Origin of the sequence: Alcaligenes phenolicus, assembly GCF_032063905.1 — a bacterium.
Lineage (GTDB): Bacteria > Pseudomonadota > Gammaproteobacteria > Burkholderiales > Burkholderiaceae_B > Alcaligenes > Alcaligenes phenolicus.
This window is the reverse complement of sequence record NZ_DAMBOE010000001.1, coordinates 524398-547852: the sequence shown is the minus strand read 5'-3', so window position 1 is coordinate 547852 and position 23455 is coordinate 524398. Positions and strand designations below refer to the sequence as shown.

Annotated in this window: 28 protein-coding genes; 20 read left to right on the top strand and 8 right to left on the bottom strand. The window is 53.2% G+C overall.

The features are described 5' to 3' along the window. Positions 1 to 27: 27 nt before the first annotated feature. Positions 28 to 930: a LysR family transcriptional regulator gene (locus U2949_RS02510; protein ID WP_321285998.1), complete on the bottom strand. Its 903-nt coding sequence runs from the start codon at positions 928 to 930 to the stop codon at positions 28 to 30. A gap of 142 nt (positions 931 to 1072) precedes the next feature. Here U2949_RS02510 and U2949_RS02505 point away from each other — a divergent pair, with 142 nt between their 5' ends. Next, entirely contained in the window at positions 1073 to 1474 is a 402-nt protein-coding gene (locus tag U2949_RS02505) for a RidA family protein (RefSeq protein ID WP_321285996.1), read from the top strand. Between the two features lie 31 nt (positions 1475 to 1505). Here the strand turns inward: U2949_RS02505 and U2949_RS02500 are convergent, their stop codons facing one another. Beyond that, entirely contained in the window at positions 1506 to 2102 is a 597-nt protein-coding gene (locus U2949_RS02500; RefSeq protein WP_257722747.1) for a TetR/AcrR family transcriptional regulator, read from the bottom strand. Beyond that, the gene (locus U2949_RS02495; RefSeq protein WP_035274486.1) at positions 2103 to 2558 is read right to left on the bottom strand and encodes a MaoC family dehydratase; all 456 of its coding nucleotides are present in this window, start codon (positions 2556 to 2558) and stop codon (positions 2103 to 2105) included. 731 nt (positions 2559 to 3289) lie between these two features. Between U2949_RS02495 and U2949_RS02490 the strand changes: the two genes are divergently transcribed. Next, positions 3290 to 5032: an ABC-F family ATP-binding cassette domain-containing protein gene (locus U2949_RS02490; RefSeq protein ID WP_321285992.1), complete on the top strand. Its 1743-nt coding sequence runs from the start codon at positions 3290 to 3292 to the stop codon at positions 5030 to 5032. Positions 5033 to 5132: 100 nt separating this feature from the next. Here the strand turns inward: U2949_RS02490 and U2949_RS02485 are convergent, their stop codons facing one another. From U2949_RS02485 to U2949_RS02475, 3 genes are all read right to left on the bottom strand, one after another. After that, positions 5133 to 5636, bottom strand: coding sequence for a GNAT family N-acetyltransferase (locus U2949_RS02485; protein ID WP_026482991.1), 504 nt, complete (start codon positions 5634 to 5636; stop codon positions 5133 to 5135). Positions 5637 to 5669: 33 nt separating this feature from the next. Next, a complete protein-coding gene (locus tag U2949_RS02480; protein ID WP_026482992.1) occupies positions 5670 to 6161 on the bottom strand; it encodes a RidA family protein in 492 nt (163 codons plus the stop codon). Positions 6162 to 6364: 203 nt separating this feature from the next. Then, positions 6365 to 6982, bottom strand: coding sequence for a LysE/ArgO family amino acid transporter (locus U2949_RS02475; RefSeq protein ID WP_321285990.1), 618 nt, complete (start codon positions 6980 to 6982; stop codon positions 6365 to 6367). A 110-nt stretch (positions 6983 to 7092) separates the two neighbouring features. Between U2949_RS02475 and U2949_RS02470 the strand changes: the two genes are divergently transcribed. After that, complete coding sequence (locus tag U2949_RS02470) at positions 7093 to 7992, top strand: LysR family transcriptional regulator ArgP (RefSeq protein ID WP_026482994.1); 900 nt, start codon at positions 7093 to 7095, stop codon at positions 7990 to 7992. Positions 7993 to 8105: 113 nt separating this feature from the next. Here the strand turns inward: U2949_RS02470 and pdxR are convergent, their stop codons facing one another. Next, entirely contained in the window at positions 8106 to 9614 is a 1509-nt protein-coding gene (pdxR, locus tag U2949_RS02465) for a MocR-like pyridoxine biosynthesis transcription factor PdxR (protein WP_321285987.1), read from the bottom strand. Between the two features lie 105 nt (positions 9615 to 9719). Here pdxR and U2949_RS02460 point away from each other — a divergent pair, with 105 nt between their 5' ends. Continuing rightward, the gene (locus U2949_RS02460; RefSeq protein ID WP_257722754.1) at positions 9720 to 10373 is read left to right on the top strand and encodes an FMN-binding negative transcriptional regulator; all 654 of its coding nucleotides are present in this window, start codon (positions 9720 to 9722) and stop codon (positions 10371 to 10373) included. Between the two features lie 87 nt (positions 10374 to 10460). Here the strand turns inward: U2949_RS02460 and U2949_RS02455 are convergent, their stop codons facing one another. Further along, positions 10461 to 11084 carry a glutathione S-transferase family protein gene (locus U2949_RS02455; RefSeq protein WP_257722755.1) on the bottom strand — a complete coding sequence of 208 codons (624 nt, stop codon included), beginning with the start codon at positions 11082 to 11084 and terminating at the stop codon, positions 10461 to 10463. A 230-nt stretch (positions 11085 to 11314) separates the two neighbouring features. Between U2949_RS02455 and U2949_RS18720 the strand changes: the two genes are divergently transcribed. The 16 genes from U2949_RS18720 to virB11 all read left to right on the top strand — a co-directional run bounded on the left by U2949_RS18720 (position 11315) and on the right by virB11 (position 23455). Then, a complete protein-coding gene (locus tag U2949_RS18720) occupies positions 11315 to 11647 on the top strand; it encodes a plasmid mobilization protein (RefSeq protein WP_407654153.1) in 333 nt (110 codons plus the stop codon). After that, positions 11631 to 11858 carry a hypothetical protein gene (locus U2949_RS02450; RefSeq protein ID WP_321285983.1) on the top strand — a complete coding sequence of 76 codons (228 nt, stop codon included), beginning with the start codon at positions 11631 to 11633 and terminating at the stop codon, positions 11856 to 11858. The genes U2949_RS18720 and U2949_RS02450 overlap by 17 nt, the downstream gene beginning before the upstream one ends. A gap of 19 nt (positions 11859 to 11877) precedes the next feature. After that, positions 11878 to 12213, top strand: coding sequence for an H-NS histone family protein (locus tag U2949_RS02445; RefSeq protein ID WP_321285981.1), 336 nt, complete (start codon positions 11878 to 11880; stop codon positions 12211 to 12213). An 89-nt stretch (positions 12214 to 12302) separates the two neighbouring features. Next, positions 12303 to 12980, top strand: a complete 678-nt coding sequence (locus U2949_RS02440) for a TrbM/KikA/MpfK family conjugal transfer protein (protein WP_268379060.1) — start codon at positions 12303 to 12305, stop codon at positions 12978 to 12980. A gap of 9 nt (positions 12981 to 12989) precedes the next feature. After that, the gene (locus U2949_RS02435) at positions 12990 to 13652 is read left to right on the top strand and encodes a lytic transglycosylase domain-containing protein (RefSeq protein ID WP_321285978.1); all 663 of its coding nucleotides are present in this window, start codon (positions 12990 to 12992) and stop codon (positions 13650 to 13652) included. Positions 13653 to 13972: 320 nt separating this feature from the next. Next, on the top strand, positions 13973 to 14296 hold the full coding sequence (locus tag U2949_RS02430) for a TrbC/VirB2 family protein (protein WP_321285975.1): 324 nt from the start codon (positions 13973 to 13975) through the stop codon (positions 14294 to 14296). Positions 14297 to 14299: 3 nt separating this feature from the next. Continuing rightward, positions 14300 to 14656, top strand: a complete 357-nt coding sequence (locus U2949_RS02425) for a VirB3 family type IV secretion system protein (protein ID WP_094197156.1) — start codon at positions 14300 to 14302, stop codon at positions 14654 to 14656. A gap of 11 nt (positions 14657 to 14667) precedes the next feature. Continuing rightward, complete coding sequence (locus tag U2949_RS02420; RefSeq protein ID WP_321285973.1) at positions 14668 to 17121, top strand: VirB4 family type IV secretion/conjugal transfer ATPase; 2454 nt, start codon at positions 14668 to 14670, stop codon at positions 17119 to 17121. 78 nt (positions 17122 to 17199) lie between these two features. Next, positions 17200 to 17562 carry a hypothetical protein gene (locus tag U2949_RS02415; RefSeq protein ID WP_321285971.1) on the top strand — a complete coding sequence of 121 codons (363 nt, stop codon included), beginning with the start codon at positions 17200 to 17202 and terminating at the stop codon, positions 17560 to 17562. A gap of 99 nt (positions 17563 to 17661) precedes the next feature. Then, positions 17662 to 18348 (top strand): TrbJ/VirB5 family protein, encoded by a 687-nt coding sequence (locus U2949_RS02410; RefSeq protein WP_249459637.1) that lies wholly within the window; start codon positions 17662 to 17664, stop codon positions 18346 to 18348. A 12-nt stretch (positions 18349 to 18360) separates the two neighbouring features. Then, complete coding sequence (locus U2949_RS02405) at positions 18361 to 19299, top strand: TrbL/VirB6 family protein (RefSeq protein WP_321285968.1); 939 nt, start codon at positions 18361 to 18363, stop codon at positions 19297 to 19299. Between the two features lie 94 nt (positions 19300 to 19393). Then, entirely contained in the window at positions 19394 to 19540 is a 147-nt protein-coding gene (locus tag U2949_RS02400; RefSeq protein WP_094197160.1) for a conjugal transfer protein, read from the top strand. After that, on the top strand, positions 19533 to 20219 hold the full coding sequence (locus U2949_RS02395; protein ID WP_321285966.1) for a VirB8 family type IV secretion system protein: 687 nt from the start codon (positions 19533 to 19535) through the stop codon (positions 20217 to 20219). The genes U2949_RS02400 and U2949_RS02395 overlap by 8 nt, the downstream gene beginning before the upstream one ends. Before the next feature lie 20 nt (positions 20220 to 20239). Beyond that, the gene (locus tag U2949_RS02390; RefSeq protein ID WP_321285964.1) at positions 20240 to 21355 is read left to right on the top strand and encodes a TrbG/VirB9 family P-type conjugative transfer protein; all 1116 of its coding nucleotides are present in this window, start codon (positions 20240 to 20242) and stop codon (positions 21353 to 21355) included. Next, positions 21352 to 22464 carry a type IV secretion system protein VirB10 gene (virB10, locus tag U2949_RS02385; RefSeq protein WP_321285962.1) on the top strand — a complete coding sequence of 371 codons (1113 nt, stop codon included), beginning with the start codon at positions 21352 to 21354 and terminating at the stop codon, positions 22462 to 22464. Before U2949_RS02390 ends, virB10 begins: the two co-directional genes overlap by 4 nt. Continuing rightward, a complete protein-coding gene (virB11, locus tag U2949_RS02380) occupies positions 22433 to 23455 on the top strand; it encodes a P-type DNA transfer ATPase VirB11 (protein WP_321285960.1) in 1023 nt (340 codons plus the stop codon). Before virB10 ends, virB11 begins: the two co-directional genes overlap by 32 nt.

Here is a 23455-nt window from a genome sequence, read left to right as displayed (position 1 = left end):
CTCATTCTCCTTGGCTTTTTTTGGCACTCAAGATACTTGAGACAATTGCTCCGCAACCCAAGCAATAAAAACACGCAGCCGAACATTCGTATGTTTGCTGCGATGAAAAGCCACATACAAGGGCATAGGGTCCATTGCCCAATCCGGGAATAACGCGATCAGGCGCCCTGCTTGCACCGCTTCCTTGGCCAAATACGCCGGCAGGCAAACCAGCCCCAAACCCGCCTCACCCGCTGCCAGATAGGCATTGCCATCATTCACGGCCAAGCCATAACGGCCTGGCAAGGAAACCCGCTCTTTATGGCGACGCAAGGCATAAGGAAACGGTTTGTTCTGATGTTCCCACAGGTATCCCACCATTCGATGCGCAAGCCCTTCCAGCTCTTCAGGATGCACAACGGTACCAAACCGCTCCAGATACGAGGGTGCTGCATAGATAGACAGATCCAGCGCCCCCACCCGCTTGGCAATCAAGGACTGGTCTTGAATCTGACCACCTCGAACCACACAGTCCATGCTTTCATCGAGCAGATCTACCGTCTTGTCGCCTACGCCCATATCCAGCTGAATATCCGGGTAGCGTGCGTAGAACGACGGCAAGGCAGGCACCAGCACACGGCTGGCTAAAGGGCTGGGCACATCTACCCGCAAGCGGCCACTGGGCGAAGCCAAGGCTTGGGCCAGATCCCGCTCACTGTCTTCCAGATCGGCCAGCAATTGCACCACACGCTCAACATAAAGTGCTCCAGCGCTGGTCACACTGACCTTGCGCGTCGTGCGATTCAGCAAGCTCACCTGCAAGCGTGCCTCCAATTGCTGCACCAGATGCGTGGCCCTGGTTCGGCTCAGATGCAAAGCTTGGGCCGCCTTGGTAAAGCTGCCCGTCTCCACCACCTTGGCAAAGGTACGCATCGCTTCGAAACGGTCCACGTATTGTCCCCAATCGGTTGCAGTAATTGTTTGGATTATAGAAATAGTGTTGTCTGCCATCCAGCGTTTATCTGTCCACGCACAAGACCTACAGTGCATAGCTCAATGAACTTCACCTGCCCAGCAGGCACTGGAAAGCATGATGACTACCTTACGCCAAGCCGTCTTCCCCACCGAACGCCAAGCCTTGTATGAGCGCGGTCACTACTCACCGGCGATCCGTTCCAATGGCTTTTTGTTTATTTCTGGCCAGGTCGGCAGCCGCGAAGACGGCTCACCCGAGCCGGACCTCGAACAGCAAATACGTCTGGCCTTTGAGAACCTCCATACCGTGCTGGGCGCAGCGGGTTGCAGCTTTGCTCATGTGCTGGATGTGACGCTATTTTTGGTCAACCCGGAAGCCAATCTGGAAACCCTGTGGAAGGTTCTGCCGGACTACTGGGGTGATGCGCCCTACCCGGCGTTGACAGGCGTAGGGGTGCCTTGGTTGTCAGGCTTTCAGTTCGAGATCAAGGTAGTGGCGCAACTGCCCGAACAAGCCTGATACGCAAGCTCTTGTCTTCTTTATCGATAGGCTAATCGTGCTGATTGGACTCACTGCCAGGCAATGCAGCTAATACCGCAGCCTGCATACTTTGCGTAAACGCGGTATCGCCCATGGCCCGACTGACCATCCCTGTCCCCAACATGGCGGCAAACAAGAGCATGACTTGCTCTTCGGTCTGCTCGGCACACGCTTGCAGGGCAACGCCACGAAACTGCTCAAACAAGCTCTCTACGCCTTCGCTGTAAATTGCCGTGGTCTGCGCATCCGCAGGCAGGCCGCTGGCCAGGGAAGAAAAGGCCAGGATCGGGCAGCTTTGGGTTTGAGGACGGTGCTTGAAATATCGCCGCATCAAGGCTTGAAACCCTTGCACGGCGTCCTGTTCATAGCGCTGGTTGATACGCTCCCAGGATTCGGAAGACTGGGTAAAGGCAAATCGGGAGGCCTCGTCAATCAAGGCCTCCTTGGAAACAAACTGCTTGTAGAAAGCGCCTGCCGTCAGGCCCGCCTCTTTCATGATGTCCCCGATCGAAACCCCTTCCACCCCATGTTTGCGAAACAGTCGGCAAGCCGTCTCCAGCACCCGCTCGCGGTTGCGTTCGGCCTGCTCACGCGAGACACGCCCCATTCAAACCTCCGGACGACGAAAGGCAATCAGCTTGGCAATCAGGCGCTGGCACACCTCATTGTTCTGATTCAGGGTGTGAGACTCCACCACCACCATGCCCCTGTCCGCTTTGGAGCGGGAAGGCTGAATGTCGATGATTTTACTGAGCACATGCAAGACATCGCCAGGGCGCGTAGGCCGTGGCCAATCGATTTGCCCGCCTGCACCAATGATCCCCTGACTGAATACCAGGCTGTCCACCAACAGCTTCATGGTAATAGCGGCAGTATGCCAACCACTGGCGGCCAGCCCCTGAAAGAACGTGCCCTTGGCCGCCTCTGCATCCAGATGGAAAGGTTGTGGATCAAACTGGCGGGCAAAACTGACAATTTGTGCTTCATCCAGAGCATGTTCTGCGCTGCGAAACTCCATTCCCAGGGCCAGATCCTCAAGATAGACAGGTGCTGTAAGGCTCATCCGAATACTCTCCAGAAAGTGTGTGAGTGCGTGTCGCTGCCCGCGTAAATAGATTATGGATGGCAGCTATCCTTGCACGGCTTTCCTGGAAAATCAAGGATAGATTATGGTCATACTCTATTTTTTAGAATGGTAATAATTCTGCTTTTTTTACTGCGGAACAAACCATCCAGAAGCTTGAAAGCAGGTGCCTGAACGCCGAAAAACAGTCTAAAAATCAGTTCCTTGCGGCCAGATGAAGGCACAGTAGCCAGTGACACACCCGTCAGGCCACACCCCTGCCACTACAGGCACAATGCATCTTGAATGCTACACATCCCTCCAAAAACCAACGCCTGGGTTTTCTATCGTTCTGCATCCTGATTACAATCACACTCTTGCGGTTCTGTCGGGACTAACGGTGCTTCATACCCGTCTTTCTTTCCCAGGTACAACCAGACCTTACCCTGCCCTGAGGCCACAAACTTGTTGATTCAACAAGTCTTTTGCACCCGCTTCAAGCATGGCTAACCCATTGATTAAGAGGAGATCCTACACCTATGTGCAAATTCATTTATGCACTCTTCTTTGGTATAGAGAACGGCTCAAGTTTTCGATTTCGCAGCGCGATAATCTAGACTTGAGCGAAGCAATAACTTACTGAAAGACTTCACTCAGGCCTCAAGAATTATCGTCAGCTTCTATTGACGAGGATGCGCTGTACCCGCGCACCCAAAAAACTTGAGCATGTCATGAGTACTTTACTGTCAGTCCACTCACTCTCTTACGAAACCCTTTCCGGTCCTTTATTCAAAGAAATTGCCTTCACTATCAAGGCCGGAGATCGAGTTGGACTTATAGGCCACAACGGTTGTGGCAAAAGCACCTTAATCAGCCTGCTTTGCGGCGAACTGACGCCCAGGCAAGGCAGTATTTCACTAGCAAACCACTGCATTCTGGCGCGTGTTGAGCAATACCTGCCAACGGATCTGCACGCCTTGAGTTTGCTGAACGCCGTACTGGCTGCCCTGCCCGCAGAGCAGCACGATACGGATTCCTGGCGCGCAGAAAGCTTGCTTGGCGAGATGGGCTTTCAGGAACAGGACTGGCATACCCAGGTCAGTGACTTAAGTGGTGGGCAATACACTCGCCTGCTGCTGGCACGGGCCTTGATTACCCAGCCTGATCTGCTCTTGCTGGACGAACCCAGCAACCACCTGGACTTGCCTTCCCTGCTTTGGCTGGAAAGCTTTCTAAGCAATTGGTGCGGCACATTTGTGCTGGTCTCTCACGACCAGCGCTTGCTGGATAGTGTGTGCAACAGCACCATTATTTTGCGTGATCGTACGTTGTCTTTTTTCTCTCTGCCCTGCTCGGCTGCGCGTGAAGCATTGCGCAATCGGGACGAGGCGGATTTGCGTCGTCATCAAGGCGAGCAAAAGGAAATTGATCGCATCGAACAAAGCGCAAAACGCTTGGCTATCTGGGGACAGGTCTACGACAACGAGACCTTTTCCCGCAAAGCCCAAAGCATGGAAAAGCGCCTGTCCAAACTGCGTAAAAACCAGACCGATCTGACGGATGGCACACCCTGGACCTTGCGGCTGCATGGCCTGGACATGAAAGCAGATCGTCTACTGGATATTGCAGATATGGCTGTCAGCCCGGCACAGAACCTGCCTGCTCTCTTTCAAGCCCATGGCCTGCAAGTGCGCAGCGGGGATCGCATCGGATTGGGCGGTCGCAATGGTTGCGGTAAATCCTCTTTATTGCGTCAGCTATGGCGATACTGGCAAGACGAGGCGGACATGGACGGGCTGAAGTTTCACCCGCAATGCCGCATTGGTTATTACGACCAGGACCAGCAGCAACTGGATGGTTCCAAGACCTTGCTGCATGCCTTGCAGGACTTCTCGCCCTTGCCGGACGATGTCAGGAAAATGGCGCTGATCAGTGCCGGTTTTCCTTATCTGCGGCATGCACAGAAGGTGGATAGCTTGAGTGGTGGCGAGCGTGCTCGGCTGATGTTTATTGCCCTGTCGCTGGCCAACTATCATCTGCTCTTTCTGGACGAGCCAACCAACCACCTGGACCTGGACGGCAAGGAAGAACTGGCAGAGGAACTGTGCAAATTCAAAGGCGGTTTTATCCTGGTCACCCATGACCGGGAGCTGCTGGAGAAAAGCTGCAATCGCTTCTGGCTGGTGGACGAGGGTTCCTTGATGGAAATGCAGGACTTGACGCAGTTGTATGCCGCTCTGGTCCAGACAGATCAGCCAGAGGAATCCTCATCAATCTTCAGTCCGGGCTCAGGGAGCACAACAAGGGCTCAATCAGCCCCCTCCAGCGACGACACGCTGCTGGAACAACTGATTGAACTGGAAAGCAAACTGGAGGCTGATATGGCACGCAAGCCCAAGCATCAAAAGCCTGGCTTGCAAGAGGTCTGGCAAGCAGAAATTCACAAGCTGCGCCAAGCCTTGAACCTGGAGTAATCCAGACCTTATGCCTTGTCTGCTCAACAGATCCGGCAAGGCATAAAAAACAGCCCCTTGTTGTCAGATTCAACAAGGGGCTATCTGTATCTGCTGGGCTTCAGTCTGCTAAATCCAGCACCAAGGTCTGCGACATCAAGGGCGAACCCTCACGCAAAGGCTCGGGCTCTCCGCTGGGCACAAAGCCATAACTCTCATATAGCCGGACGGCTGCTTCATTCGTCAGGGTCACACCTAAGCGAACACAGGCTGCTTGCCTGCTTTCTGCCCATTGCACTGCGGTATCCAGCAGAGCAAAACCTGCCCGCAAACCTCGCGCGGACGGTGCCACCCACATCTGATAAATATCGGCCACAGCGGGTTCCGAAGCAGACAACTTGCACCAGACCAGGCCGCAAGCCTGCCCCTCTTTTTCAGCGAACAAGACACGGTCCGTCTCGGACGCACAAGCAGCTTGAATCCGCTCCTGCCAGAAATGCTCAGGATGTGTGGACTCCACGGCATAGGTACTCCCAAATGCATCAGGACAATCACGCAAGGCGCCAAGACGCAATGCTTGATACAGGCGCCACTCCTGCGCCTGAACCGGACGAATAGAGATCACAACACATCCTTTTCAAGAGGAATCTGGTGGTAATCAAGGCCGTACAGCCGTCACCTCCAACTCGACCAACCAGCCTGGGTTCACCAGAGCCTGGACCGCCATGGCTGATCGTACAGGCAGATTTGGCTGTTCCTTGGTTCCAAAGTACTTGGAATAGCCTGCCATGAAGCCGTCAAAATCCAGCTTGCCGCCCTCCGGAGCAACCAGGAAGGCCTGCATCTTGATAATGTCCCCGACCGACATGCCCATCCCTTCCAACTGAGCCTTGATCTGCTCCATGATGGATTCGGTTTGCTGCTGCATATTGCCGTAGGCTGCCGTGCTGGCTGCATCAGCCGACTTGTCGCGCACAGCGGGAACAGTGCCGCTCAAGTACACCGTGGTTTTACCGGCAGGCACTTCCACTGCCGTCAGAATCGGGAAATCCGAATTGGGAATAGGATGGCGCTTCACATCCTGCGCCAACGCCGGTGCAGCCAGACCACTGATCAAAGCAGCAGAGACAAGCATCTTCACGACATTCATAGTTTTCTCCTGATTGAAGGTTCAAAAACCAAGACTTCACTAGGTACAAGCTCTTCCCTAAAGCCTATTTAATTTCAGAAAGCCGCTCTAAAGTTCAGACAGTTATCTTTTGATTCAAAAAAACTGACTTTCTGTAGCCTGTGCAGCAGGCTGTTATCAAGGCAGTAAGCTCATCCACAGAAAACCTCTGATCAGTCCAAAGCTTAATTCAAAGGCCTCAACAGCAATAAAGCACACAAAGCCAGCATGAAAACAGCGATGCTGCCATCCAGTACACGCCAGGCCAACGGTTGACGAAACACAGGTTGCAGCAACCGCGCCCCATAGCCCAAGGCCAGAAACCAGCTGGCACTGGCCGCACAGGCCCCAACAGCAAATGCCCACTGCAAGTTACCGGGATAAGGAGTGGACAGACTGCCCAACAGCACCATCGTATCCAGATAGACGTGGGGGTTCAAAAAGGTGAACGCCAGACAGGTCAGCAAGATACGGCGACGATTGCGCTCGCTCCCCTGCCCGGCCATCAGGCCTCCTTTACCAGTCCAGGCCGGCTGCGCGGCCAGCAGCCCATACCAGGCCAGAAAAGCCGCAGCACCAAAGCGCAGAACTTGCAGCAAACCAGGCCATTCCCGAACCAAAGTCCCAATGCCGGCCACGCCCCCCAGAATCAGGACAATGTCGGCCAGCGCGCAGATTGCCACCACCAGCCCCACATGACTACGCTCCAAGCCCTGCCGCAACACAAAGGCATTTTGAGTGCCGATAGCCATGATCAGGCCTGCCCCCGTCAGAAAGCCAGTTGCAACAACAGAGAAGAACATGCCATCCATCCACAGAATTGAAAAACTGCGTTATGGTGCTGTCATTTACGGTTTAAGCAAAGCTAATTATTCTTCACTTAATCAAGAATAATTAATCGAACAAGCCAGCTATGGATCTGCTGCACCCACAACTACGAGCATTTACGGCCGTCCTGGAAGAAGGCAGTTTTGAAGCAGCCGGGCGCAAGCTGTACATCACCACCTCAGCCATCTCGCAGCGTATCAAAGCGCTGGAGGACAGACTGGGGCAAGTGCTGGTCCTGCGCCAGCCACCTTGCCGTCCAACACCGGCGGGAGAGTTGCTGCTGCGCCGTGTCCGTCCCATGCAGGTTCTGGAAGCCGAGGCCGTCGCAGACTTCCTGCCAGAACAAAATGGCCCACGTCGGCCTATCGCTATTGCGGTCAATAGTGACTCGCTGGACACCTGGTTTCTGGAAGCCTTGTCCCGGCTAAGTCAGGAATATGGCTACCTGTTTGATGTGCGCGTGGATGATCAGGACCACACACTGGAATTGATACGCAATGGCTCCGTGCTGGGCGCGGTCACTGCGGAACCTGCCCCCCTTCAAGGCTGCGAGGTGCAGGCCTTGGGCATCATGCGCTATCAGGCCATTGCTTCTCCCGAGTTTGTGGCCCGCCATTTTGGATTGGGAATAGACGCAGAATCCCTGGCTCAAGCCCCCATGATCGTCTTTAACCGCAAGGACGAATTACAGTGGCGCTTTATACGCCAAATCACGAATGAATCCGTCGCCCCTCCCATCCACTACCTGCCCACCTCCACCGGCTTTGTGAAAGCAGCGGCTTTGGGCCTGGGATGGTGTCTGGCACCCGACTCCATGGTCAGCGATGCCCTGGCCGCCGAAGAGCTGGCTTTAGTCGCCCCCGGCCTATGGCTGGATGTGCCTTTGTATTGGCAACATGCGGCTATCCGCTCCGACACCTTGCGCAATATGGGTAGGGCCCTTCAAGAAGCAACCCGCAGCTCATTGCTGCCGGTGCCCTCTTGAACAGCTCTTTTGAGGTCCGTACGGGAAAACAGTGGGTAGAGTTTTCCACTTCAGGAAGATGGCAGAAGTCTGATTCATGCCGGCTCTTGCCACAGACTTGTCGAGAACAACACTCAGGACTTTCGTTTGGTTCTGGAAGGTCGGGCAAGCTCAGAAATAATGCGCGCCAGCTTCTGCGCCGCTTCCTTCATTTGCTCTGGACTGAATGCGCTCAAACCCAGAATCAGTCCCGAAGGCCCCTGCCCAGCGTGATACATGGGTGAGACGGGACGTACTGCCACGCCCTCCTTCATGGCCCGCTGCGCCACCACCACATCATCAACCGGCGAGGCCAGCCACAAGACGGAATGCATGCCTTGATCGCTTGGCTGCAAGCTGGCCAAGTCACTGGGCAAAACCTCGCGCACAATCTCAAAAAGGTGGTTACGACATTGGGTGTAGATCCCGCGCATACGCCGAATATGGCGCTCCAGATGCCCCTCTGAAATAAAGCTGGCCAAGACATGCTGGTCTGCACTGGGCGGGTGCCGATCCAGCAGAACGCGCGCTCCGCAAAAAGCCTGGACCAACTGCGGCGGCACAATCGCATAACCCATGCGCAACGAGGGAAACAGCACCTTGCTGAAGGTTCCCAGATAAATCACCCGCTCCGGGTCCAGGCCCTGCAGGGAAGGAAAGGGATGGCCACTGTAGCGGAACTCGCTGTCGTAATCATCCTCGACAATCCAGGCGGACTTATCGCGTGCCCAGGCCAACAAGGCATTGCGCCGCGCCATGCTCATGGGCATGCCCAGAGGGTATTGGTGCGAGGGGGTGACAAAGGCAAGCCGCGCATCTGCTTGCAAACGTATGCCCGCCGCCACATCCAGTCCCTCTTCATCCACAGGCACACGAACCATCCGTTCCGGCGAACCTATCGTATTCAAGATCGCGGTCATGCCGGGATAGGCCGGGTTCTCTACCCAGGAAAAATCCTGCCTGCCCATCAAGACCAGACAAGCCAGAAACAAGCCTTGCTGAGTACCCGTCGTCACAATGACCTGCTCCGCCTCACAACGCACCGAGCGTGACCGGCGCACGTACTCTGCAATAGCCTCTCGTAAAGGCAAGGCGCCTTGAGGGTCCCCATAACCACCCGGCGCGCCCTGACCATGGGCTCGCAAGCGATTCCCCAAACGTCGCCAGATGGGGCCTGGCGCAGCGGCACCCAATGGAATCGACACAGCAAACGGGGCAGACGGCAAAGGCTGAAACTGAGCCGCAACCGTATTGAATGGCTGGGCGGCGGGTGGTGCAGGCTGGGCAGGCAGCGATGCCGTCCTGCGCTTCTTCGGCCTTGTTTTGGGATTGGCCAGCGACTGAGCAATATAAGTCCCCACGCCCGGCGAGGACTCCAGAAAGCCTTCGGCAATCAGTTGCTCGAAAGCCTCTACGACCGTGCCGCGGGCGACACCCAGGGACGCTGCCAGGGCTCGTGTGGAGGGTAAGGACTCACCCGGCTTGAGCGCACCGTTTTTTACTGCTTCGCGCAACTTCTGCGCCAACTGACGGCCCAGGCCCCCTGCACTTCGGTCCAGTTCGCCAAGGGAAGGAATCTTTGGATTATGAGCAGTGCGGGACATAAATTGTGGTCCATGAAAATAGCGCCAAACTGGTACAGATCAATGATCCAGAATAGACCAATAATAGACACATCACCCCTGAACCCCAAGCGAAGAAAGACAACGATGTATATCCCCGCCCACTTCGATGAATCCCGTCCTGAACCACTGCACGAACTGATCGCCCAGCATCCACTGGGCATTCTGGTCGCCAATGGCAAAAGCGGTTTAAGCGCGAATCACCTGCCCTTCATGCTGCATCCTCAGGAAGGTGCACAAGGGGTATTGCACTGCCACGTCGCCAGAAACAATCCCGTCTGGCAAGACCTGGAAAACGGTGACGAAGTGATGGTGATATTCCGTGCAGGAGACGCCTACATCTCCCCACAGTGGTTCCCAAGCAAACTGGAAACACACAAGCAAGTCCCATCCTGGAACTACATCGTGGTACACGCCTATGGGCGAGCAAGAATACGCGATGAAGAACGCTATGTGCGCGGGGCCGTGGCACGTTTGACCCGCATCCACGAAGCCAGCCAGCCCGTTCCCTGGAAGATGACAGATGGCCCTAAGGACTATATCGACGCCATGCTGAAAGCCATTGTCGGAATTGAAATTGAGATCACTCGGCTGATCGGCAAAACCAAGCTGAGCCAGAATAAGGAGGCTCGGGATGTGGAGGCGGCATCAGCAGCATTAATCAGCCAGGGAGATCTTTTCATTGGCTGTGCGATGCAGGCGGTGGCAGTAGACAAACGGGAGCAGGAGAACAAAGCGTAGATCACCTGTTCCCCAGCAATAAATATCTTTGCGTCTATTTTTTTATGTGCTGAGTGAAGCCAATGCCCGCAAGGGTGACGGCTTCACTCAAGCAGCCGCCTCGGCAACAGCCTTGCGCACAGCTTCACGCGCCCCTACGCGCTCCAGATAAGCACTTAGTTTGGGAAATTGGCTCATATCGACTGCATCTCCCTCCAGCCAACCACCTACTGTGTACAGATAAGCATCAGCCACGCTGAACTGCTCGCCCAACACCCAGGGACCCACAATCAAGGATTCCAGATAAGCCGCACAAACCGTCATGTTTTGCGGCACCTTGGCGCGCATGGCTTCTTCGGCCGCTGGATCATCTGCCCAACGAGAACCACGGCGCTTATGTGCATGGGCCACATGCACCGTGGATGCCAGATAGCTGTGCAGCTCCTGCATACGGGCGAATGCAAAGGGATCATTCACAGGCGCCAGCTTGGCATCCGGAAAGCTCTGTGCCACAAAAGCCAGCAAGGCCGGAGTTTCCGTCAAAGCCCCCTGCTCTGTCACCAGTGCCGGTACACGCCCCTTGGGATTGACGCGCAGAAACTCCGGGCTTTGCTGTTGATTCGCGCCAAAATCCAGCTTGACCACATCAAAATCAGCCCCCGCTTCATGCAGTGCAATATGAGTTGCAAGCGCACAGGTCCCTGGCGCGGAATAGAACACCCAACGAGACATGTCGATCTCCTTTTGTCCATAAAACGAAGGGACCATTATGACGCTGAAGCGCTGTTGGGCAAGCAAAAAACAAAAAACCCAACAGCCGTTAAGCTATTGGGTTTCTTGGGATATCTTGGTGGAGTCGGGGGGAATTGAACCCCCTAACAATCACCAGTTGGCGCGCCTTTCCACGTGACTCCTGTCATGTGCGTGTCATTTCTCACCCTTTTCACTATCAGGAGCAGCCTATGGCAGAACCTCTGTCGGAACTGTTGCGCTTACGCATAACGCCATCGCAACGCCAGCACCTAAGCGAAGCAGCGGCCTTAGCCGGACTATCCTCATCAGAATATGCCCGCCAACTGCTGACCACTTCTCAATCCATGCAATCAGAGCTGGCATCACTGCGCCATGCTCTAGAGACTCTGTTAGACCAACACTCGCTAGCTACTCAAATGGAAACCCTGATGCTGCTACGGATCTTGGTCCAACCCGAACAAGTCAGCCAGGTACACAAAAGCATGCTGACCATGGGACACATGCCAGCTCACTCGGAGATGTCATATGGAACCCGCACATAAAGAAGCCAAGCAACAATCAAGTGGCCGTGCCTTCATCCTCGGAGTAGTCGCAACACTTATTGTTCTTTCTGCCTGGAACTCCATCCCTGAGTCTGGCGGAAGTTGGATCTTGCAAGCGATCGCTTTTCTTGCACACATCTTCATGTGGTTTTTTATGATTGCCGTCGTCACCAAGTTTTGCTCGTCAATCTGGAGATGGCTCACTCGTTAACACAACAACAAGGATCATCATGATCAATGACCTCAAGACCGTTTCAGAAATCAACGCAGAAATTTCCCGCCTTCAGCGTAAAGCGGAAGTTATCAAACGCAAGACCCGCCAGAATGTACTTGCTGACATCGTACGAACCATGCGGGAAAACGACCTGACCATAGACGAGATTGCCCAGGCCTTTCGCCGTCCAAGCGTCAAGCCAAGTACCTCGCCCACAGTCAAATACAAACACCCTAGCGGTGCAACCTGGTCAGGCAGAGGCCGTACCCCAGGCTGGATGAAAGCAGCTGAAGCCGCAGGTGAGTCGCGTGAACGCTACCTGCTTCCCACCCCGTCCACCAACCCGCAGTAATACAAAAGAAGGGCATCTCCCCTTCCGCCCTCTCCCTTCCAGTCGTTCTGTGGCCCAGCGCCATCGTCTTCTATCCATTTGGAGTAATCATGAAACAGCTCCCCATTTCATTGGGTGCGCTAGCGTTGGCCTGCGCGTCCACCTCCTATGCCCAATCGTCCGAAGTTTTGACTGGACTTCCTGGATTGGCTTGCGAGGCCGTCCTATGCCTGTCCAGCAGCCTGCAACCAGGCGAATGCGCCGCCTCTCTCGATCATTACTTTGACATTCGCAAATACGCCAAAGGCATGCTCGACTGGGAGGCCACTGTAGACGCTAGACGTTTTTTCCTAGGTATGTGCCCAGTTGCATCTGAACCCGGCATGTCGGCACGTATGGATGCCATCTCTCGCGGAGCAGGCAAATGCGATCCTGACTATCTCAATGCGACATATGGGCAAGACATCTACCGCTACCGGATGGTGGGCTCTAATTATCTGGGCATACCCGCCATTCGGGACTTGTCCCTTATCAAGACAGTCACCCTAACTAAATTGCCCAGCTACTGCGTTGTCTACAACGATCATGAATGGACGTACGACTTGAGCATTAAGTACGTCGGTGATCCAAACCGTGGGGGCTATTGGGTTCCGGCCAGAGGCTACGTATCAGCCCAATCAAAATGGGATGCTGAACATACTGGTAGCTGGGCCAACAATTGGCACTACTCGTTTGAAGATCCTCGTCGCAATATCGACGACACCGCAGGCACTGGGAACAACCATTGAGAGAGAGCCGTGTTAGCAGAATTCGCGATTTTGGCCACCACATGTGCGCCCAACATTCATGAAACGACGTTATCGGCCCTGGTACGCCATGAATCAAAGGCCCAGGTATATGCCATTGGCATAAACAAAGGTAAACGACTGGACGAACAACCAACTGACTACGAACAAGCCGCACAAATTGCGAACGATCTCATTGATCGTGGCATTGACTTTGATGCGGGTCTTGGTCAGATCAATGTTCGGAACTGGTCTTGGCTTGGATTGACGACAGAAACAGTTTTTGATCCCTGCACTAATTTGCAAGCTGCTCAAAAAGTGCTGACGGACTGTTATCAGCGAGCCTTACGGCAAACAGCCGATGAGCAACGAGCTCTACGTTCGGCCTTATCTTGCTACAACACAGGCAACTTCGAGCGAGGCTTCAGCAATGGATATGTCGGGAAAGTCCTGGCGCAGGCTGGGGTGAAGATACCAGCGATCAAAGCCATCAAAAATGATGCTGTAGTCGTAACAGCAGAACCTAAGCAGCCCCGACCCCCAAGAGCAGGGAAGCCGGATGGCTTTACAGGAAACAAAATCACCGACGGTTTCAAGAGTTCTGAGGGAAAAGCTTCAGCACCTCCTGAACCAAACGAAGTCACGCCAGCAGTATCAGTACAACCCTCTGCCTAACTATTCCAAACACTCTCCAGCGACAAGCGGGTCGAGGGGTTAGTACGGCCCACAGCCGCGTCAGGCGGGAACAAGACCCCTTAATGCAGCAGGATCAACCTCACGCTATTTCCGAAGACAGGGACGAAGAGCCGACGGCTAGTAGCCCAAGTTCCCTAGGATCGAGTTGACGAGGACAGAGAGCTCAGAGGGGCAGCACCTCTTTGCTTATGGCCCAAGTGCCAGCCACCAGATTTTTATCAGCGCCCATTCGGGCAAACACATCCCTTTTCTTAACCAAAATGCCCGGTGTTTTCTGACACCAGGCCAAGGAGCTATGCATGTTTGTTAAGCAATACCTGACCCGTTTAGCGCAAAACCGGGCCGTGCGCCATGTTTACCAGTCGGCCATTGTGGCAATGCTGACCACCAATATGGCTTACGCCCAAGCGATTGGGGGCTTGAATAAAGCAAAAACAACGCTCGAACAACTGCGTGATGCACTCATCATCATTTTGCCCATCGCATGCGTGATTGCCGGTCTCTTGATTTGGGTCCTGTACTCAGCGGAGATGATGCGAAAAGAAGATGCCACACGCTGGGCTATTGGCGTTATTGGCGCAGGCTCAGTTATCGAAATCGTGGCGCTGCTCTGGAGAGGTTAAGACATGGCAAACAACCCAGACAACTACGACGATGACGAAACTGAACTAAAGCCTTTTCACTATCTCGTGTTTAACGGTTTAGGTAGGAAGCCAACATTCATGGGAGTCCCCACCATGGTCTTCCTCGGCACTTTGTCCTCTGTCGCCATCTTGGCCATGTTCATCGGTCTGTATATGTGGGCCACCTTGATCTTTGTGATCCCATGGCTTGCCTGGATTACAAAATCTGACGACAAAGCCTTCGAGATCTGGGGGTTGGAGCTGAAGACACGACTCAAAAACCGCAATAAAAGTTTTTGGAATGGTTCCAGCTACGCCCCAACCTCATTCTCAGCGCGCCGCCCCTGGCGCCACAAATAAAGGAGTAAGTAATGAGCGCCCTGACTTTGAAGGAGCGTCCGGTATCACATTACGTGCCGTACTCACACCACGTTACTGACGAAATTATTGCGGACAAAGGCAATGAGTACCTGGCGGTCATCAAGGTCAGCGGCCGCTCCGCTATGGCCGCCAGCCTGGAAGATCAAAATGACTGGCTTGAAGCCTTGCATAACGTCCTTCGTGGTTTGCCACTCGGCAAGCTGGGCTTATATACGCATATCGTCGGTCGCTACGTGACTGAATACCCAAACAGCCAATTCTCACAAGTCTTCGCCCGGCAGTTCGATGACTCCTATCGCGCAACCTTCAATGACAGAAATGCCTTGAAGGTCAACGAACTCTACCTGACCGTCTCTATTCATCCCGTAGCAGATGAATTACTGGGCGTGATGGCATCGCTTGAAAAAGCATCTCCTGAACGTCTAAAGGCATGGCAAACCGAATCCATTGAGGATTTGAAAGGGGCTGTTCGCGCCATTCTTGCTGGGCTGCATCGCTATGACGCTGAAGTTCTGAAAATTGTGGATCGAAATGGGTATGCGTTTAGTGAGCCAGGTGAATTTTTTGGATTCCTGCTCTCTGGTGAATGGCATGCAGTGCCAGTGACGGATGGCTACCTGTGGGACAGCTTGCCGTCTGCGCGACCCGTATTCTCGCGCTATGGCGAACTAGGTGAAATCCGAACCCTTACCCGGACACGGAAATTTGGAATGCTGGAATTGTTTCGCAAGCCGGGACAAGTACGGCCTGGCCACTTGGACTCTATCTTGTCCAGCCCTTATGAGTATGTCATCACTCAATCTTGGGGTAGCTTTACCAACTCGGCCGCCAAAAAGCTCGTCAAAAAGCACAAGAAACTACTTCAAGACTCCAATGATGATGCACCGGGTCAAGTCAAGCAGTTAAAGAAAGTGATCGAAAAGATCGAGACTGGCGACCTTGGGCTGGGTGATCATCACGCCACCATGTTGATCTGGGGAGACGACGCTGATTCACTGCGCCGCTCCATGTCCGATATGAGAGCAAGGTTCGCCGATCGTGGTTTAGTTGTTAAGCCACTTGAAAAAGCCCTAGAGGCTGGTTTCTGGTCGCAACTACCAGCGAATTGGAGTTGGCGGACTCGTCCCGTCGCCATCACAAGCGAGAATTTACTTTGCTTGAACAGCTTCCACAATCAGCTCTCAGGCAAAGCGACAGGCAACCCGTGGGGGCCTGCCGTAACGATGTTTAAGTCAGTTGTAGGTGCGCCCTTCTTCTTCAATTACCACGTATCACTTGAAGAGGTCGACGAGACTGGCCAACGACGACCAGGCAACACCTTGATCATTGGATACACCGGGACCGGCAAAACAGTGCTGCAAGGTGTATTGCTCACTCAAGCACAGAAGTTTGGTGCAACGGCGCTTATCTTGGACAAAGATGAAGGACTCCATGTACTTGTATTGGCCCTGCGTGGGCAATACTTCACTCTCCGTTTGGGTTTACCGACTGGCTGGCAGCCTTTCCAACTGGACCCGACACCCAAAAACATGGCCTTCATGCGCCAATTGGTGGCGCACCTAGCGGGACTTCGTGGTGAAACGGTCTCTACCAAGGAAGCAAAAGACATTGCGAAAGCAGTGGAAATGCTAATCCTGGAAATTGATAAAGAAGATCGAGGTATCCATACCCTTCTCCAGTATCTGCCTGACTACTACCAGGAAGAAGGACAGCAGCTCACCCTGCATAAGCGCCTCTTGCCATGGAGGCGTGACGGTGAATATGGCTGGGTCTTCGATAACCCGACAGACAGGCTAAATCTGGAAGTGCCTGAAGGACACAATCCCATTTTTGGTTTTGACCTTACAGAAATCCTTGATGATGAGCATGTTCGCGGCGCAGCGACGATGTACATACGACATCGCAGCCAGGCTCTGCATGACGGTCGACGGATAATCAATTTGGTTGATGAGTGCCAACATCCTTTAAAAGACAAGCACTACCAAGATGACATGCAGGACGCGGTTAGGACCATCCGTAAAAAGAACGGTGTATTGGCGTTCTCCACCCAGGAACCAGAGGCCATTGCTGAAAACCCGGTCGGACCTTCGATTATCCAACAGGCCGGAACCCTCATTTTTCTTCCAAACCCACGAGCAAAGCGCGAAACCTACATGAAGGACTTTGGGCTAAGCGCTAGAGAGTTTGAGCTAGTGAAACAACTTGGAGAAAAAAGCCGTCAATTCGTCGTCAAACAGGGCTCCAGCGTCACAGTCGCCGGGTTGGATCTATCTACATGCCCTGAAGCACTTTTGGTTTTTTCCGGCAGCCCCGACATGGCCACCATTGCTAAACAGGTGATTGCCGAGGTTGGCGATGACCCAGCCACATGGTTGCCCCTTTACGTCGACCGGGCCGAACAAGCTCGTAAAGGTGAGGAACCCGTCGAGCTGATTGATCATTAACGTAATAGCGTAAATATTAATTTCTTAGCTATTATTGTGAGGTTAATTAAATCCAATATTAATTGAATGGAGCCCAGTGTGAATAAACGAAAATTTATATTTGTTTCCAGCCTAATTGCAATCAGCCTAATTACTGGCTGCCAAACAAAAGAAGAAAAATTCGCAGGATACTGGCTCCAAAACAGCGACAAACGCCCTGTTTCCATGCACATCAAACCTGATGGCAGTGACTTTCTTGTCAATATCAACCAACTTAATTTCGGTCGATTTTCAAGAGATATTGAAAAAGGGGTATACAAAGGAAACGAAATTTTGACAATAGGAGAGAAAAAGCAAGTCAAATACAGTGACGACAATGATTCATTAAGTGATATTGACGATGAAACCATCACATTCAAAAGAGTGACAGCGGATCAATACAAAGCAGCCAGCAATCACTAGACTTAATCCAATCCTCTAGATCCCCCTCTTTGGTGGCCAGTTTTTACTGGCCATCTCTTTGCGCCGTCCTGGCGTATCCATGTATCCCTCGGAGCAATTATGAAAAGCATTTCTGCGCTTGCAGCAGGGCTTTGCCTTGCCTTTTCACTTGTATCACCCAGCTACTCAGCCGGTGGCATTCCTACATTGGATGTGAACTCAATCCCCCAACTCAACGCCTTGTTGGATCAACTGGAGACGGCGCGTGCTCAGCTCCAACAGGCGCAAGCACAAGTTCAAGCACTAACCCACTCCTCGGGCTTTGGCTATGTTCTTGAGAATGCCGATGTTCGGCGAATGATGCGGGATTCACTACCTAGTGATGCCTCTGCGCTCCTCAATCGCCTGGATGGCCAAAACTCGACGCTTTCAAGCTCTGTCAACGCCATATCTGAAGAGGTCAATGCACCGGTGAACTTCCAGCAGGACTCTAAAGCGCTTCGTGAGCGATCTGTACGCATTGCAGCCACAAAAAAGGCCATGTCTGAACAGGCGTATAACGCGATGACTAAACGACTTGAGACGATTGATGGCCTCCAGGCCCAAATCAATCAAACAAGTAACCCGAAGGAAATCGCAGAGTTGCAAGCTCGCATTGCGATTGAGCAAGCGAACATTCAGGCAGACCAAACCCGTATTCAACTGGCGGAGCAACAGTTTGCTGCTGAATCGGCACTGCTGGAGGAGCGCGGCAATGTCGTCTACGGGGGCTGGTTTGGCGGCAGAAACAGACAAGCAACTCCATAACTGGGGATCATTATGGCTTTTGATGCAAGCAGGATATCCGAGCCAGCCAACATTAACCGGATCGGCGAGTGGTTGATGAGGCAAGTGGATGTCGTTTTGAATACCGCTATAGCGACACCCATTGAGCAACTAGCCCGGGCCTTAGCTCCTATCATTGTCGTTGGGCTAACCCTGCAATTTTTGTTCTACAACATGGCCATTATGCGTGGCTATGGAAACATGACCGTCACTGAGCTGATGTGGAAAGCAATGCGAGTCGCACTCATTGCGGGAGTCGCAACAGCCGGTGGTTTCTATCAAACCAATATTGTCGATGTCATGATCTCCTTGCCTGACGATGTTGCCGGTATCGTCGCAGGCGGCAATACCTTCTCCGACAGTATCGACACCCTTCGGGCAAGAACCGAATCAGCAGCAGCCACCATGGAGGACTCAGAAACAAACTGGTATCCAAGCAGCAAGAACATCCTGGTCAATATCTATGCAGGCTTCTTAACTGTAGTCACCGCGATAATTAGTGCCTCTGTAGCGGTGCTGATGATTGTCGTCAAAGTTGGTATGGCCTTAGTGGTAGCAGCCGGGCCATTTTTCATAGCCGCATTAGCATTTGAGCGCACGGAACGGCTATTTGACAGTTGGGTGTCACAGGCTCTGAACTTTGTGATCCTGGCATTACTAGGCGCACTGATCATGTCTATTTTGCTAGAGCTAACCCTCTCGTACATAGCCATGCTCATACGGCTACTGACCGAGGGAGACACATCACTTCTTTCATTGATCGCTGGATACTTTCTCGTGGGGATTGCCACGATTGTCATCATCGTTATGTTGCCTGGCCTTGCCCAAAGTCTTTCCAGCGGCTTTGGTGCCCAATTTGGCCTTGGCAGCGCGGGTCGCGGAGCCATGAATGCCATGCGCGCTGGTAGCTTGATTCGAAAGCTGATTCGCTAATACATCCTTAACCCCGCTACAGCACCACCCATTTCCTCCTCAACTCTTCCTTAAAGCCCAACAGTCTACATAGCTGGGCCAGGAGTCATTCCCGATGAAAATACAACTTGCCGCGGTGGCTTTGGCCGCCGTGATGGCTGGTTGCGCCTTTACGCCGCCAGCCCCACCACAACCAGCCGACTCGCCACGAGTCCCGGTCAATCTCACGGCCCCTCTGTCCAGCGGAGGTAGCCATGAGTAAAAAGCTCCGAACCATCGACGTCGCTGAAGAGCTGGAAAAGAACCGAGGGCTGGAACGTGACTTGAAGACCGAACTGATTTCGAGTCGTCGTCGAGCTCATCGACTCAATATTTTTCTTGGCGTTTTGGCATTGGCAGGCGTCGTTGCCGTAGCAGGCTTAACCCCTTTGAAAGAGCCAGCAAAACCGCACATCATCCGTGTCAATGACACAACCGGTGCCATTGAACACATCACCAGCCTTGGCGATACCCCTGAAAGTTATGGTGAACGCATCGACAAGTATTTTCTGAATACCTACGTCCTGAATTGCGAAGGCTATAACTGGTACACCATCCAAGCGCAGTTTGACACCTGCGCTCTGCTTTCTTCACCGCCAATACAGGCCCAATACGGCAAGCGATTTGAGGGTCCTAACGCTCCTACTGAGCGACTTGGCCAGCTTTCAAATCTGGATGTTGAAGTTCACTCGATCACGATGGGCGCCAATCAAACCGCTACGGTTCGATTTAGTACCGCTCAACGGGACGTCAGCTCCGGCCGCAATGAAAAAGAGCATCACCAGATTGCCACCGTCGCATACGAATACCTCCAGGTGCCCTTAAGCGAATCGGTTGCTCGACGCAACCCTCTCGGCTTTCAAGTTATCCGCTACGACTTAGCCGCAGACCTTTCACGTTAAATCCCCTTGAAGGAGTACCCATGAACCGATTTGCCAAAACGGCATTTGCGGTGGCACTGGCGTGCCTGGTCGCTACGCCTGCACTCGCCCTAGATCTGCCCAAACAAGCAGGCACTGACCACCGGATACGCTACGCCAACTACGACCCTCACAATGTCACCCAGCTCGATTCCGTGATCGGTGTGGGAACAATGATCGAGTTAGAAGAAGGCGAAAACTATCTGTTTCATGTATTCGGTGACAGTGAAGCCTATGAATTTACCGAATACACCAATCATCTGTTTCTCAAGCCTGTGGTTGATCAAGCTGATACCAACTTGATCGTAGTCACTGACCGCCGGAACTATACCTTCCGAATCGAGTACCACAACGAGCGGGAGACAAAACAGGCCCTCTATAAATTGATCATGCGCTATCCCGACAGTGAAGCGATAGAAGCACGCCAACAGCAGCATGAAAAAACGGTTCAAACCGCATTTTCTCAGGTAGGTCTTCCAGTGAACTGGCAAGCATATTCCAAGAGTGGCGACCTCGATTTGGCTCCGATACACGCTTGGGATGACGGCCATCAAACCTGGATGCAGTTTGCACCAACCGCCGAAATCCCCGCCATTTATCGAGTCACAGATGATGGCCAGGAAGTGCTCACGAATTACCACATGGCCGATCACAGAACGATGGTGCTACATCGCACTAGCGCACGTTGGCATATTCGGCTCGGAGGCAATGTAGTCGCAATCCATAACGCCGCATTTAGACAGACACCCACAAAGCCACATACAGGAACAGCCTCTCCCTCTGTCGAGCGTGTCGTCCATGGTGTTAAACCGCTTTCCCTGCCCTCCTCTTCTGCTGGCCCTGCCGCCACCGCCTATCCGGCTCAACCGGCTTACGATCCGCAAGCTTTTGAACTGGGCCCCGAACACATAGAACAAAAGGACGGCAAAACGCTCATGACCTTCAGCTCAAACCGTCTGCCAATCGTCCAACCAGTCAATGAGCAGGGGCAAGCATACGCCGCAACCACCACCATTCGGCCTGGGAACATATTGCTCATCGATAGCAATGCGGATGCCTGGCAAGCACAGAGCCGTGGTTTGACTCACATTTTCAAAACGGAGGAGTATTTGAAATGAGCCTCAACCAAACCAACTCACATGACGTTGATGATCGGGGGCCAAGCAACACTGGAAGTACGCGTCGCCCCTTGCCTCCGGGTGCCCGTGGCTTTCTGTGGCTCTGCCTCGTGATCGGTATCTGCATCATTGCAATCGTCATCTGGAACATGACAGGCACTCGTGCTGAAACCCCTGTTGAGAATGCAGACCCTACCACCAGTGGCATCAGCAACCTGCTTCGATTACCTGAGCTAAAGGCGCAGCCAACTCCTACACCTGCATCTAAGCCAGATACCTCTACGGCTGATACATCATCCCAAGAGCAAACTGGCACTATCACGTTGCCCATGATTCCCAACCTGATCAATGGTGTTGATGCTCGACGGCTGCGCAGTCCGCTACGCGCTCAGAACAAGGAACAGGGGCAACAGCACACACAACAGAACGCCGGGACCTCGGTAACGGCTCAAGATGATGCCGGTCCATTAGCGAGTCAGTTACGCCCGTTAGAGCTTGCTCCCTCTGTGGCGGGGCAACTAGGGAATCGTAATTTCTTGATTACCCAAGGCACGATGATCGATTGCGTCATGCAAACTCGATTGGTTACCGCGCAAGCAGGAATGCTGACTTGCAACGCCACCCAGAACGTCATGAGTGCGAACGGGAAAGTCGTCCTTATTGATGCTGGAACCAAGTTTGTTGGTTATCAAAGCGGTGGCATCGAACAGGGTCAACCACGCGCATTTGTGACATGGCATCGCCTTGAAACACCCAGTGGCGTCATTCTCAACCTCAGCTCGCCGGGGACGGGTCCGTTGGGTGAGGCGGGCGTTGACGGTGCCATTGATCACCACTTTTGGGATCGCTTGGGCAATGCCATTTTGCTCAGTCTCCTCGGCGACTTAGGCAATTGGGCCTCGAACCAAGGGAACAAGGGGGACGGCAATATCAGGTTTGATAACACCCGCGAGGGTGGCCAAGAGGTTGTTGCCAAGATTTTGGAACACTCACTGGATATTCCCCCCACCTTGTATAAGAACCAGGGCGAACGAGTCGGAATTATGGTCGCCCGCGACTTGGACTTCAGTAAAGTTTATGACCTCAAACCCACCACTTACCGTCAATAGTGTGGACCGAGGGATTGCGGTTCGGGCAGCCTTACGGCCACTCGAACCGTATCTTAAAGACCCCACTATTTCAGAACTTGCGATTGTGCGCCCCTACTCCGTATTTGTGCGTCAGCACGGAGCCTGGCATGAGCACGAGTGCATGCCTTTGACCTTATCTAGCTTAGAGGGTCTATCGCTCTCACTGTCTGTGTATAACGGCTTGGCACCAGCTCCCATCATGTCGGTCATACTGCCTGACGGTGAACGGGGACAAATCGTACAAGCGCCTGGATGCCTGGATAACACCATTGCAATCAATATCCGCAAGCACACCCAGTTAGTCAAAACACTAGACGAGCTGGAAGCAGAAGGCGCTTTCAACGAGGTTTGCGACAGCCTGGATCTACTCGACGAAAGCGGTCTAACACCGACTGATCACCTCCTACTTCAACTAAAAAACGAAGGTCAGATTGCACGTTTTCTGCATGAGGCAGTTCAGGCTCGCCGCAACATCATCGTTGCTGGCAAGACCGGCTCTGGGAAAACAACCTTTGCCCGCTCCTTAATAGAACGTGTGCCACTAGAGGAACGCATCATCACGATTGAGGATGTCCATGAACTCATCCTTCCCAACCACAGGAACTTGGTACACATGCTCTATGGCGGTAGCCACGGCCGTGTGACAGCGACCGACTGTGTTGCGGCATGTATGCGCCTATCACCTGACAGGATATTTCTGGCCGAATTACGTGGTGGTGAAGCCTGGGAGTATTTGGTTGCTCTCAATACGGGGCACCCAGGATCCATTTCAACAACACACGCAAATAGCTCACTGGATACCTACGACCGCCTAGCCTCATTGATCAAGCAATCGCCAACTGGCGGCCAGCTAGATCTGGCGACCATACAGGCCTTCCTGCGAAATACAGTCGATATCGTCCTGTTTTTTGATCGTTTCAAACTACGTGAGATTTTCTATCAACCACGCCGTCGAGACCTGAGCACCTGA